Origin of the sequence: Photobacterium kasasachensis (assembly GCF_050336885.1) — a bacterium.
GTDB lineage: Bacteria > Pseudomonadota > Gammaproteobacteria > Enterobacterales > Vibrionaceae > Photobacterium > Photobacterium kasasachensis.
The window spans coordinates 12,374-25,785 of sequence record NZ_JAKJSH010000027.1; the positions used below are offsets into that span (position 1 = coordinate 12,374).

Below are 13,412 nucleotides of genomic sequence, written 5' to 3' on the forward strand. Positions count from 1 at the left end.
CTGATTGATACCAGCCTGAGTGTTATTTGTCATGCCTTATTTTGCTTTATTGCGTTAGACTTGGCAGCAATGGCTTGAGGAAGCGTGCCGTATGGGAGCCATCAACCAGCGCGACTTGCTCCGGTGTGCCTGTTGCAACAATTTCACCGCCTCCGTTGCCGCCTTCCGGGCCGAGATCGATGATCCAGTCGGCTGTTTTGATCACGTCGAGGTTATGCTCGATAACAACAATTGTGTTGCCGTGATTTCGCAGGCGGTGCAGTACTGACAGAAGTTGCTGAATATCATGGAAATGTAAGCCGGTTGTCGGCTCATCCAGAATGTACAGGGTTTTCCCGGTATCGCGCTTGGACAGCTCGCGGGCTAATTTAACGCGCTGAGCCTCACCGCCGGACAGGGTTGTCGCGGCCTGTCCCAGCCGGATATACGATAAGCCGACATCGATTAATGTCTGCAACTTTCTTGCGATTGCTGGAACCGGATCAAAGTATTCTCTGGCATCTTCCACCGTGAGCTCCAGGACTTCATCAATACTCTTGCCTTTGTAGCGGATCTCCAGCGTTTCGCGGTTATAACGCTTACCTTTACAGGAATCGCAAGGTACGTAGACATCCGGTAGGAAGTGCATCTCTACCTTGATCACTCCGTCACCCTGGCACGCTTCGCAGCGTCCGCCTTTTACATTAAAGCTGAAGCGGCCCGGCTTATAGCCTCGGGCGCGGGCCTCCTGCGTACCGGCAAACAGTTCCCTGATAGGGGTGAAAATCCCGGTATAGGTGGCAGGATTGGAGCGTGGTGTTCGGCCAATCGGGCTTTGGTCGATATCGATAACTTTGTCGCAGTGCTCCAGATCATGGATCTCGCGGTACGGAGCAGCATCGCCGGATGTAGCGCCATTTAACTGGTGATGGGCAATGCGGAAGAAGGTATCGTTGATAAGGGTCGATTTGCCTGAGCCTGATACCCCGGTGATACAGGTGAACAGACCGACCGGAATTTCAACGTCGACATTTTTCAGGTTATTTCCGGTTGCGCCCAGTAGCTTGACGGTTTTCTCCGGATTGAACTCGATACGCTGCTCGGGTACCACAATCGACTTGGCACCGCTGAGGTATTGTCCGGTCAATGAGGTTTCGGCATCAAGAATATCGTTCAGGCCGCCTTCGGCAATCACCTGGCCACCGTGGACACCGGCTCCCGGGCCGATATCGATAACATGGTCGGCGGTGCGGATGGCGTCTTCATCGTGTTCGACTACGATAACGGTGTTGCCGAGATCGCGCAGGTGGGTCAGGGTTTTGAGCAGGCGCTCATTATCACGCTGGTGGAGACCGATTGATGGCTCGTCGAGGACATACATTACCCCCACCAGGCCGGCACCAATCTGGCTGGCAAGACGGATACGCTGTGCTTCTCCCCCCGACAGTGTTTCGGCACTACGAGAGAGATTGAGGTAGTTCAGGCCGACGTTGACCAGGAAGTTCAGTCGGTCACAGATCTCCTTGAGCACTTTTTCTGCGATCTGGGCCTTTTGGCCGACCAGCGATAGCTGCTCGAAAAACGCCAGTGCCTCAATGATGCTCAGCTCACTGATTTGCGGCAGGGTGGTATCGGCAATGAAGACATTACGGGCCTCAAGGCGCAGACGTGAGCCGTTACAGCCGCTACATGGCTTGGTCGAGACAAACTTGATCAGATCTTCGCGTACGGAGTTGGATTCTGTCTCGCGGTAGCGGCGCTCCATGTTGTTGAGGATCCCCTCGAACGGATGGCGTCGTACCGTGATGTCGCCACGGTCGTTGATGTATTTGAACTCAATTTCTTTCTTACCTGAACCGCTTAGAATGAGGTTCTGGATTTTCTTCGGCAGCTCGTTAAACGGTGTTTCGATATCAAACTCAAAATGCTCGGCCATGGATTTGAGCATCTGGAAGTAATAGAAATTACGTTTGTCCCAGCCGCGGATAGCGCCGCCTGAGAGGCTAAGCTCGCTGTTCTGTACCACGCGTTCAGGATCAAAGTACTGCTGAACACCCAGACCATCACACGTGCCGCAGGCGCCAGCCGGGTTGTTGAACGAAAATAAACGCGGCTCAAGTTCCTGCATGCTGTAGCCACAATGCGGACAGGCAAAGTTGGCTGAAAAAACAATCTCATCGATCTCGCCTGCCGTCATCGGGCTGATCACCACAGTACCGCCGGATAGCTCCAGTGCGGTTTCAAACGATTCGGCCAGGCGTTGCTGGAGATCATCGCGGACCTTGAAGCGATCGACAACAACCTCGATGGTGTGTTTTTTATGGAGCTCCAGGGTCGGTGGATCGGAAAGATCACAGACCTCACCATCGATCCGGGCCCGGATATACCCCTGGGCTGCCAGGTTTGCCAGTGTCTTGACATGCTCCCCTTTGCGCTCTTTGACGATAGGTGCGAGCAACATCATCTTACTGCCTTCTGGAAGCTCGAGCACCTTGTCAACCATCTGGCTGACGGTCTGGGCTGCCAGCTCTACGTTATGTGTCGGACAGCGCGGCTCACCGACTCGGGCATAAAGCAGACGAAGGTAATCGTATACCTCGGTGATAGTACCGACGGTTGAGCGCGGGTTGTGGGACGTTGACTTTTGCTCGATAGAAATAGCCGGCGACAGTCCTTCTATATGATCGACATCCGGCTTTTCCATTAAGGACAAGAACTGACGGGCATAGGCCGACAGAGACTCAACGTAACGACGTTGGCCCTCGGCATACAGGGTGTCAAAGGCCAGTGAGGACTTCCCTGAGCCTGACAGGCCGGTGATCACAATCAGTTTGTCTCTGGGAATAGAAAGACTGATGTTTTTAAGGTTGTGGGTCCGGGCACCCCTGACTTCGATCTTATCCATGGTATGCGAGCTTTTTGGCTGACTAATAATTGGACCGGCATTATCGCATAGCAAGGAAAAGCTTGAAAGCAAAAGCTGTATAAAGATACAGTATAATGTGTATTTATTGAGCGGTGTTCGACTTAGGGATTGGTGAAATAAATGCGAATGGGAGTTTCCCGTGGCGTATCAGGCACTCATGGGAAATGCGTAAAAATTGCGTCAGATAACACGGTTTCGGCCCTATGCCTGAGCCGTGTCTGCATGATAAACTGCGCGATTAAGTATAAACTTTGACTAGCGGCTATTGGAGTTAGAATAGCACGCGAACAGATTTGGAGTTAAGTATGGCCAGTCGTGGCGTAAATAAGGTTATCTTAGTCGGTAACTTAGGTAATGACCCAGAAATCCGTTATATGCCAAGTGGTGGTGCAGTAGCAAATATTACCATTGCTACCTCTGAATCATGGCGTGATAAAGCTACTGGTGAGCAGCGTGAAAAGACGGAATGGCACCGTGTAGCGCTATTTGGCAAGTTGGCAGAAGTAGCCGGTGAATATCTGCGCAAAGGCTCACAAGTATACATCGAAGGTCAACTGCAGACGCGTAAATGGCAGGATCAAAACGGCCAGGATCGTTACACAACAGAAGTTGTGGTTCAGGGCTTCAACGGTGTAATGCAAATGCTTGGCGGTCGTCAGGGCGGCGGTCAGGGTATGGGCGCACCTATGGGGGGCGGTCAGCAGCAACAAGGTGGTTGGGGACAGCCTCAGCAACCAGCTGCAGCACCTCAGCAGAATTTTGCGCCTCAGCAGCAACAGTCGGCACCGCAGCAGCAAGCTCCTCAGCAGCCACAGCAGCAGTACAATGAGCCGCCAATGGATTTCGATGATGACATTCCGTTTTAATTAAACTGAGATGTCAGAGAAAAGCAGCGCCTGTCGCTGCTTTTTTATTGCCAGAATTTAGGCTGGCTGCTTGTTGCCCCCGCTACACTGAGTTTGATTTTTCTTTAATAAAGTCAATGAACAGTTTGGTCTTCACATGGTTGTAGTCTAGCTTCGGGTAGTAGGCATAGGCCGAGCTGACGGGCTGCTTTAGCTCAGGCAGAACCGGTACCAGCAACCCCTTGCTGAGCTCTCTTCTTACCATTTTCTCGCCGGTCAGGATAATGCCCATTCCGGCAACGGCTGCGGCCACCAGGGCTTCCGGATTCTGAGTGGTGAAGTTACCGCGAAGTCGTAGACGAAGGTTGTTTTCAAACACATGTTCTTGTTCATGGCCGTGAGTCCCGAACAGCAGGCAGTTGTGCTGAGTCAGCTGTTCTGGCGTTTCTATCTGTGATTTGTCTTCCAGATAGCCGGGAGAGGCATAAAAACTGGGTTGGAAGTTAAATAAACGCGTCGCAATATAGCTGGAGGAGTTGAAATCGGTCAGCTCCCGGCTGATGAATACATCCAGGTTCAGATCAGGCAGCTGGCCCGGTGTTATTGTGTGCAGCTCGACCTGAATATTGGGGTAGGTCTCGATAAACTCGGCCAGGTAATGAACCAGCAAACGGCTGCCGGTTGCCAGCGGGGCACCGATCCGGAGGATGCCGCTGACCTCGCCGTAGGTTGAGGTCGTTTCGGCAAGCATCTGGTGCCAGTCTTCAAGTAGCCGGGCGCTACGCTGGTAGAAGAGCTTGCCGGCTTCTGTCATTGTCAGGCTACGGGTGGTTCGCTTAAGTAACTGAACGCCTAGCTGTTTTTCCAACCAAGACAGGCGCTTGGACAGAGCTGAACTTGAGGTGTTGAGCTTGGTCGCCGCCAGGGCCAGAGAGCCTTGGTCGACAACCGTGACAAAGCTGGTGGTACACGTTATCCAATCCATATATTGATAGTATCCGTAGACTGTTACCCAAACCGGTAAGGTGATGATAACAAACGGGGCGATGATCTGAACCATTAGCAGTCAATCCATTTTTGAAGATTGAACGGTTTGGCCTGGGTTAACAATTTTTTAAATTGTCGACCTGAACGCTAACACTGTGGCTGCGGGAGTGATATTTTGCTCATTAGACCTGTACGAGTTTGCATGGACTGACTTTGTGATAAGTCATTTGAACATCATTAATATAGCTAGAATTGGATTCTTATGAGAAAAGCCTCCGGCATGAAGCTAACCAACCGTCTGGTTGCCTTCGTTACGCTCATCGTTATTTGTGCCATCTTTGTGATTTTTATCGGCGGTGCCGTTAGTTTTCGAAAACTGGGGCAGGACTACCTGACTCATTACATCGATGGCATTGTTGAGGTGATCGATCAGGAGCTTGCTGATCCGCAGGGGGCACAGTCTCTGTCGCGCTGGCTGCCCAAGTTGTTGAAGGCCAGCAATGTCGTCGAGTTGGAGGTGGGGAGTTCGTCAGGGGTAATTTATGCCTTTAAAGGGCTTCAGACCGTCAATGATCCGACGATATTGCAGCAGAGCCATTACACGCTTAACCACAACCCCGGCTTTTATATTAACTTAAAGTCGATCCCTCCCTATACGGAGTTTACGTACTCCATCGGCGCCATGTCATCCATTAGCCTGGCCATCGCAATTATTATCATGGGGCTAGTGTGGGGAGTGAACTGGCTGCGTCAGCAGCTCTATGGCTCGGAGTTGCTGGAACATCGCGGCCGGATGATCCTGGCCGGAAAGGTTGATGACAATGCGGTCGGGGATGAGCAAGAGTGGCCGGCGACGGCCAGCCTCGCCCTGGATCAGATGATTGCCGAGCTTAAGGACGCCCGCCAGGAGCGGAGCCGGTTTGATACCTTTATTCGAACTCACACTTTCCTGGATCAGTTGACCGGGGCGGCAAACCGGGTGCTTTTCGATAGCCGCCTGCAATCTATGGTGCAGGATCAGGAGACGCACGGTGCGGTGATCCTGATCCGGCTCTCTGACTGGGATGAGCTATTGGCCGAGAAAGGAAAAGATGTTGCCGATGAGCTGGTCCAGGATGTCGGTATGATCCTGTCAAACCAGATCCAGCGTTATCCCGATACGGTGTTATCACGGTACTTTGACGCCGAGTTTGCGATCCTGCTCTCCCAGCAGTCGGCAAAAGAGGTCAAGCAGTTTACCAATCAGCTACTCAAAGCCCTGGAAAGATTGACCCCGGTTGCGCCCTTGCAACCGGATAACTGGTGTCATATCGGCGTGACATTCTGCTCGAGTGGCGAGCGTCGTGGCCGGGTGATGGATGAAGCCGATATGGCGTTGCGCAGCGCCCAGCTTCAGGGCACCAATAACTGGTATGCGTTCCAGAAAGATCAGCAGTATGAAGATGCCCGTGGCAGCGTGCGCTGGCGTACTTTGCTGGATGCCGTGTTTAACAGCGGCGGCCCAATATTGTACCAGCAGCCTGCTTTGGCGCTGGATGGAGAAACGATTGTCCACCGAGAGCTGCTGGCCCGGATCCAGGATGAAAATGGCGTCCTGATTAAAGCGTCACGTTTTTTGACAGCGGTCGAGCAAGTTGGGTTCAGCGCCCGGATGGACAAGCAGGTTATAGGCCAGGCTATCGAGTTATTGAAAAACAGCCCGGTCAATGACTCTTTATCAGTGAATGTGAGTGTCGAGGCCTTGCTGGAAAAAGAGTTTGTTCGCTGGCTTCGCGATGAGTTGCTGCAAACACCCCGCACGGTGCTCAACCGGCTGTCGATTGAAATTGCAGAAAGCGGCTTGGTCAAACACCTTGACGCCATGCGTCCTGTGGTCAGGATGATCGTGGGGCTGGGGTGTAAATTGGTTGTGGATCAGGCTGGCCGAACCATTGTCAGCACCCACTATATCAAGGACATCAAGGCAGATTATATCAAGCTGCACCGAGGGTTGGTCCGTGAGATCGACCAGCGGCAGGAAAACCAGCTATTTGTCAGAAGTATGCTGGGAGCCTGTGCAAACTCAAATGCCCAGGTAATTGCCGTCGGGGTGGAAAACGAGAAGGAATGGCGGGTGCTCAAGCAGTTAGGCGTACAAGGAGGTCAGGGACGTTTCTTTGCGGCAGAGCTTTCTGTTAGACAGACGCCAAAAGGAAACAGCCAGTCAGGTAAAACTATGTTTGGGCGGTAACAACTGGCACAAAAAAAACTATGTAATCAATAAAAGCTCGTTATAATGGTCAAATTATTGACAGCCGCTAGTTGTTAGTGCTTTTCAGTAGCAAAATCGGTGTATTTTGTGAGCAGTGTTGGAGTTTCATGAAATCTAAATCTTTGCTTAGTCGGTATTTAAAAAAGAAAAGCCGTAACAAACAGGCTTGTTTGGCCATCTTTGCTGATTCCATCACAGTAGTTTATGAATCTGAGTCGGAATGGATAACAGAAACCCAGGTTGTTTCTAATGCCGGAGACTGGGAGTCGATCATAATATCGTTGCTTGCCAAGCACCAGCTGGGGGGCAGTAGCTTACGTTTGGTACTAGGCCATGGCCTCTATCAGAGCATGCTCATTGAGAAGCCGGAGCTGCCGCGCGAGGAGTACTCGACGGCACTGCCTTTTCTGGTCAAAGATTTGGTCAATGAGTCCCCGCTGGAACTGGTGGCCGATGGCTTTCAGGCGCCGCTAAAAGATCGTTTGCAGGTTGTTGTCACGAATCGTAATCAGGTCGAGCAGCTGATCCGGATCTGTAACGAGGCTGGTTGTGACGTGTTTTCTATATCCGCAGAGGAAGTGGTATGGGGACAATTAACTGCCCCGTCCCTGAGTCAGCTGGTATTGCACCGTCGCCGCCATGCCAGCCTGCAGTTAACGGCTTTTAAACAGCAGGAAATGTGCTTTCAGCGTCAGCTGCGTGGTTTTCCGTCCCCTTTGCTGGATAGCGAGACGCCGGGAGAGATGAACCATGCTCTGCAGCTAGACAGCCTGGCGCTTGAGCTGCAGCGTTCCCTTGATTTTCTGAGTGCTCAGCTGCGCGATACGCCGATCACTCAGCTGTTAATCTCCTGTGATGATGACGATGACAGTGCGTTGGCTGCTGAACTGAGTCAGCGACTGAGTGTGTCTGTTGCCGCTGTCACGCCGCCACATCCGGTATTGATGACGAATGCTGCCCGTGTTGCCTTTGCTGCGCTGATAGAGCCCGAAGGGGCAAACAGCATTAATTTATATAGCGATGCTCTCAAGCCGCACACTCAGCTTATGACGCTGCAGAATGTAGTGCTTAGCTGGGCGCTGGCTGTGGTCGTGATGGTCTCAATGGCTGGCTGGTATAGCTGGCAGAACTACCAGCAGCAGCAACAGCTGGCTGCCGAAAGAAGCCGCCTGGACAGTAAGCAGTCAGAGCTTAACAGGGCCAAAGCAGCGCTTGCCGAGCATATTCCCAGCCCATTAAAAGTCGAGTTAGCCGGAGAGTTGGAGCAACATTTGGCGGCCAAGCAGGCCACTTTGAAGGCCATTGAAATGCACGACAAAAGTTTGCAGGTCGGTTATGCCGGATTGTTGCGTCAATTATCGGACGCGGCAAGCGGGAATATCTCTGTCAATCGTATTCGGGTAACCGGAAGGCATCTGGACCTGGAAGGGTTGGCCAGGACACCGGAGTCGGTCCCAACCTGGGTGAAGGCATTCAAAGGCTACCCTGATCTGTCCGACCGGCGTTTTCAACTGATGTCACTCGGACGCAATGAACAAAATGTGGTGACGTTTAAATTACTGGCTGAGCGTGGATCGGCAATAGCGAAAAAACCTGTATTACCCGCGAGCGAGGTTGCCCGATGAATGGTTGGCAGAAATTAAGCGATCGGTTTGAGTTACTGACTCGCCGCGAACAATGGCTGATTTTGCTATCAGGCTGGATTGCCTTGTTATTTGTCGGTTTCGTGATGTTTATCGAGCCGCAAGTCAAGGCGCTGACCTCGGCCCGGCAACAGGTTGTCTCAGTGGCCAATGAGATCACCAACAACGCCAACCAGCTCATTATGATTGAGCGCAAACTCAGGAGTGATCCGAACCAGGATGTCGAGCGCAATATCGACAGGCTGGAGCGAGAGAACTCGACCCTTGACGATCAGTTGCAGGGCCGCGTAGCCAGCTTGGTAACGCCAATCCAGATGTCGGGGTTGATGGAACAGGTTCTTCAGCGTTCGGAACGCTTAAAGTTGGTGTCGCTGGAGTCGCTGCCTTCTGTGCAGCTAATCAGTGGCGAAGACGAGGGGTATTATATTCACCCGGTTCGCCTTAATCTGCGTGGTCGCTATTTTGATGTTGTGAACTACCTGGCCCAGCTTGAAGCGCTGCCGGTTAAATATTACTGGCGGAGCTTGAACTATCAGGTGGATAAGTACCCTTGGGCCGATATCCAGCTGGACGTTTATACCTTGGGCGAGAGTAAGGATTTTATCGGTGGTTAAAGCTGAGATGGTTAGATTAGGGCTGGGCAAATTAAGCTTGGTTATTAAGCATGGAGCTATCGCTGTTGCTCTGTGTGGCTTGCTTGCTGGCTATGTACAGGCAAGCCAGGATCCGACGGCACCGTTAGGTTGGCAAACTCCGACGAAGAAGCCCACCGTAACCAAAGCCAGGCTCCCCCAACTGCAGGGGATTGTATGTGGTGAATTGAGTGCCTGTACGGTGATTTTGAATAATGTGCCCGTTGAACTTGGCGGAAGAGTCAGCGGCTACACCTTGACTGGCATTCAGGACGATTATGTCACGGTAACACGCGGCGGTAAAAAATGGCGTCTGGAGCTATTTGCCGACATTGTGAAAGCAAATTAAAACAATAAAGTGGTTAACATGCGTGGATTAGTAGTTGGGATCGTGATGGCGTCTCTGGTCGGTTGTTCGGCCAAGATGGGACATCGTGATCCCGTAGAAGTCAAAGGTGCGCTGAACGAAGCGGTAAATGAAGCCAACAGTCGTCCGCTGGTGGAGCTGCCTTCGGCTGTCAGTGCGGATCTGATGCCGACACTGGACGGCGGTGATTATGTCTCTAGTACGGCGTTGGAAAAGCGTTTTCGTGTTAATGCCCGAAATGTCGATGCCCGTGCTTTTTTTGGCAGCCTGGTTAAAGGCACGCCTTTCAATATGGTGCTTCACCCAGAGGTTAAAGGGCGAATATCCCTGACATTAAAGGATGTTACGCTGGATGAGGTGCTGGAGGTCGTCTCGGACATCTATGGCTATAACACCACCCGCAAGGGCAATATCATTCAGATTTTCCCGGCAACGCTTCGTACCGAGGTGATCCCGGTTGACTACCTGCAGCTTAAACGCCGTGGTGTGTCGCTGACCTCCCTGACAACCGGCTCGATCACTAACAGTGACTCGAATTCATCGTCTTCCAGCGGTACAACGGGTAATAGTAGCTCGAGTGGCAACAGTAGCAACGGAAACAGCAATAGTAATAACAATTCAAGTACTGCCACTGGTGGCACGACGATCGAAACCACTTCTGAAAGTGATTTTTGGCAGCAACTGGAGAAAGCCGTTCAGGCAATGATCGGCAGCGGGCAGGGAAGAAGTATCGTCGTCTCTCCGCAGGCAAGCCTGATTTCGGTGCGCGCATTTCCTAACGAATTGCGTGAAGTGAAGGAGTTTCTTGGGGTGTCCCAGCAGCGTCTGAAACGTCAGGTGGTGCTGGAAGCGAAAATTATGGAAGTTACCCTGAGTGATGGTTATCAGCAGGGCATTAACTGGAGCAATATCACCAAGACGATTGGCGGTACGGAAATTATCTTTGGTCGCCCGACGACTAATCCGATTCCGTCACTGCCCGGCGATGCAATTTCCAACCTGCTTGGCGGACAGACCAATGTCACTATCCAGGATGGTAACTTTGAAGCGGTATTGAGCTTCCTCGACACCCAGGGTGATCTGAACGTATTGTCCAGCCCTCGCGTAACGGCTGCCAATAACCAGAAGGCGGTGATCAAAGTGGGGGGGGATCAGTACTTTGTGACTGATATTTCAGGAGGCGAAGTCAACAGTGATGGTGGTACGGCGTCGCCGGATATTGAGCTGACTCCGTTTTTCTCCGGTATTTCGTTGGATGTGACACCACAAATCGACGATGACGGCGGCGTGCTGCTGCATGTTCACCCGACAGTCGTCGACGTGGAAACGGAAATTCAGAGTATAGAGCTGGGTCAAACGTTTGGTACCTATAAACTACCATTGGCCAAAAGCTCGGTGCGCGAATCCGACTCGGTGATCCACGCCCGTACCGGGGATGTGGTGGTTATCGGTGGCCTGATGAAATCGGCTACCAATGATCAGGTCTCCAAAGTGCCTTTGCTGGGTGATATCCCGATGCTTGGTCACCTATTCCGGAATGTGAGTAAGCTCCAGACCAAAACGGAGCTGGTGATTTTGCTTAAACCGACGGTTGTCGGTGAGCAGACCTGGCAGGAGGAAATCGAACGCTCCCGGGCGCTGATCACTGAATGGTTCCCTGAAGAGGGGTAAGCCATGTACCAGTCGCACTTTGGCCTTGAGGAATTACCCTTCTCGCTGACCCCGAATACCGCGTTGTTTTATGCATTGCCTCCCCACCTGGAGGCGATCCAGACGACGCTGGCCGCCTTGGAAATGGGGGAAGGCATTATTCAGATTTCCGGTGAGGTCGGTACGGGAAAAACCCTGGTTTGCCGAATGCTGATAAAACAGCTGCCGGAGCTGTTTGAATTGGCGTACCTGCCCACACCCGCGGCCAGCGGCCATGAGCTTCGTCTGGCATTGGCGCGAGAGTTGGCCATTTCGGTCGAGGGCGATAATACCGCCGTGACAGAGCAGCTTCAGCAAGCACTGATTGAACGTAAAGCTGCCGGAAAATCTGTGGTGGTGTTGCTCGATGAGGCGCAGGCACTGCCTGATGATGCGCTGGAAACACTTCGCCTGCTCGGAAACCTGGAAACAGAACAAGAGAAGTTGCTGCATATCGTTTTGCTGGGTCAGCCAGAGCTGGATCAGCGGCTCGACCAGCATCATATGCGCCAGCTCCGGCAGCGTATTACATTCAGAGCCTGCCTGCGCCCGTTGGATCTGGCCGAGACTATTGCCTATATCGAGTTTCGCCTGAGTAGTGCAGGCTGCCAGCGGGAGTTGTTCGAGCTGGCGCAATATCGTGAGCTTTGGAAAGCCAGTCAGGGGATCCCTCGGCTTATCAATCAGCTTTGTCATAAAGCATTAATCGCAGCAAGCAGCAGCAATGCGCAGTCAGTAGGTCGGAAAGAAGTCTTGATGGCAGTAAAAGATACATTAGGGGCACGTCAGCCTAAATGGACGTACCCGGTGCTGTGGGGATGGCACTGAATATGAGCGAGATAAATAAAAAGCTTAATGCGCTGAATCAGCAAAAGAAGCCATCCTCAGTCGCCGCGCAACCCTTGCAGGCCGCGGTCGTTAAACCAGTTCCGAAAAATCATGGGCCGAAATGGGCGGTGCTTAGTGTATGTGCGGCGTTGATAGCGGGAGGCGCTGGCTGGTGGCTCGGTGCGAACAGCCAGGCCGACAGCCAGTCATCAGCGAATGTCGATGCGGTGCCTGTTCCTTCGAACCTTGTCCCTTCGGAGCATGCCCCTTTGCTACCGGAGCCGCAACGTCAACATGTGACTTCCGACGCTGAGCAAGAAGCGAAGCAGGCAGTGGTGCCGCCCCCGGTTACTATCAGCAGTGTCAAAAAGAGTGGCGCCACGCCCGTGAGTCCGCTGGTTTCATCTGCGAAACCTGTGAAGAATGCTGAAAAGCAACCGGTGCCTGAGACCAAAACAGCGCCAAAGGGTGTGCGAGAGGAGAAGGCCAGAATTAAAAAAGTGGCCATACAAACACCTGAACCAGTGGATAAGCCAAGTACAGGACAAGTAACTAATCCAAGGCAAGCGCTTAAGCCGCAGCAAGACGCCATTCGAGTAATAGAGCGGGAAAGCTCAGCTACCCGGCCTGTTGAGGTTGATGATGAAACGTCAGCAGAAGGGTTAATGATTGAAACGGTTGAGCTCGATGCCGGACAGCTTGCCAACGTGGAGTATAAAAAAGCGCAGAAAGCCCTGAAGGCTGGTGATAGCCGCAAAGCCATTGGTTTTCTGAAGCAGACGTTGAAATATCAGCCGGAATGGATCAGGGCCCGGCAAAAACTCGCGGCCCTGTATTACGGGCGGGGAGATACTCGCAAGGCGATTGCCACGCTCCAAGACGGACTGGTGCTTGATGGCGATCAGCCAGATTTGCGCCTGACGATGGCAAAGCTGCTGGTTAACGAATCTCAGCAGCAGGCTGCTCTGAATGTATTGAGCCGAATGCCCAAAAAGAACCACAGTGGCTATCTCGCCATGCGCGGCGCCCTGGCCCAGCAGTTGAATAACAACGAGCTGGCGATGAGTAGCTATCAATTGCTGGTTACAGAAGAGCCTTATGATGGCCGCTGGTGGCTGGGTTTGGGGATTGCCCTGGAGCGCAGCAAAGAGGCTGAGAAAGCACTGGATGCCTATAAACAGGCCTTGTTGATGGGGCGAATTTCATCGCAGTCACAACAGTTTATCCAACAGCGCCTGGCGCTGCTTGAGGCTCGGGAGGGCTAA

10 protein-coding genes are annotated in these 13,412 nt (G+C 52.4%); 8 read left to right on the top strand and 2 right to left on the bottom strand.

Annotated elements, in window-relative coordinates:
* Positions 1 to 46: 46 nt before the first annotated feature.
* The gene (uvrA, locus tag L4D19_RS26540) at positions 47 to 2,884 is read right to left on the bottom strand and encodes an excinuclease ABC subunit UvrA (RefSeq protein WP_428454908.1); all 2,838 of its coding nucleotides are present in this window, start codon (positions 2,882 to 2,884) and stop codon (positions 47 to 49) included.
* 326 nt (positions 2,885 to 3,210) lie between these two features.
* On the opposite strand from uvrA, the gene L4D19_RS26545 reads away from it, so the two are divergent.
* Positions 3,211 to 3,771 (top strand): single-stranded DNA-binding protein, encoded by a 561-nt coding sequence (locus tag L4D19_RS26545; protein WP_075762426.1) that lies wholly within the window; start codon positions 3,211 to 3,213, stop codon positions 3,769 to 3,771.
* Positions 3,772 to 3,853: 82 nt separating this feature from the next.
* Here the strand turns inward: L4D19_RS26545 and L4D19_RS26550 are convergent, their stop codons facing one another.
* Positions 3,854 to 4,735: a LysR family transcriptional regulator gene (locus tag L4D19_RS26550; protein ID WP_239409711.1), complete on the bottom strand. Its 882-nt coding sequence runs from the start codon at positions 4,733 to 4,735 to the stop codon at positions 3,854 to 3,856.
* Positions 4,736 to 4,999: 264 nt separating this feature from the next.
* Between L4D19_RS26550 and csrD the strand changes: the two genes are divergently transcribed.
* From csrD to L4D19_RS26585, 7 genes are all read left to right on the top strand, one after another.
* On the top strand, positions 5,000 to 6,967 hold the full coding sequence (csrD, locus tag L4D19_RS26555; protein ID WP_428454909.1) for an RNase E specificity factor CsrD: 1,968 nt from the start codon (positions 5,000 to 5,002) through the stop codon (positions 6,965 to 6,967).
* Positions 6,968 to 7,095: 128 nt separating this feature from the next.
* Entirely contained in the window at positions 7,096 to 8,613 is a 1,518-nt protein-coding gene (locus L4D19_RS26560) for a PilN domain-containing protein (RefSeq protein ID WP_428454910.1), read from the top strand.
* On the top strand, positions 8,610 to 9,245 hold the full coding sequence (locus L4D19_RS26565) for an MSHA biogenesis protein MshJ (RefSeq protein WP_428454911.1): 636 nt from the start codon (positions 8,610 to 8,612) through the stop codon (positions 9,243 to 9,245). Before L4D19_RS26560 ends, L4D19_RS26565 begins: the two co-directional genes overlap by 4 nt.
* The gene (locus L4D19_RS26570; protein WP_428454912.1) at positions 9,238 to 9,612 is read left to right on the top strand and encodes an MSHA biogenesis protein MshK; all 375 of its coding nucleotides are present in this window, start codon (positions 9,238 to 9,240) and stop codon (positions 9,610 to 9,612) included. Before L4D19_RS26565 ends, L4D19_RS26570 begins: the two co-directional genes overlap by 8 nt.
* 18 nt (positions 9,613 to 9,630) lie before the next feature.
* Positions 9,631 to 11,301: a pilus (MSHA type) biogenesis protein MshL gene (mshL, locus tag L4D19_RS26575; protein WP_428454913.1), complete on the top strand. Its 1,671-nt coding sequence runs from the start codon at positions 9,631 to 9,633 to the stop codon at positions 11,299 to 11,301.
* Positions 11,302 to 11,304: 3 nt separating this feature from the next.
* A complete protein-coding gene (locus L4D19_RS26580) occupies positions 11,305 to 12,147 on the top strand; it encodes an ExeA family protein (RefSeq protein ID WP_428454914.1) in 843 nt (280 codons plus the stop codon).
* The gene (locus tag L4D19_RS26585) at positions 12,114 to 13,412 is read left to right on the top strand and encodes a tetratricopeptide repeat protein (protein ID WP_428454915.1); all 1,299 of its coding nucleotides are present in this window, start codon (positions 12,114 to 12,116) and stop codon (positions 13,410 to 13,412) included. The genes L4D19_RS26580 and L4D19_RS26585 overlap by 34 nt, the downstream gene beginning before the upstream one ends.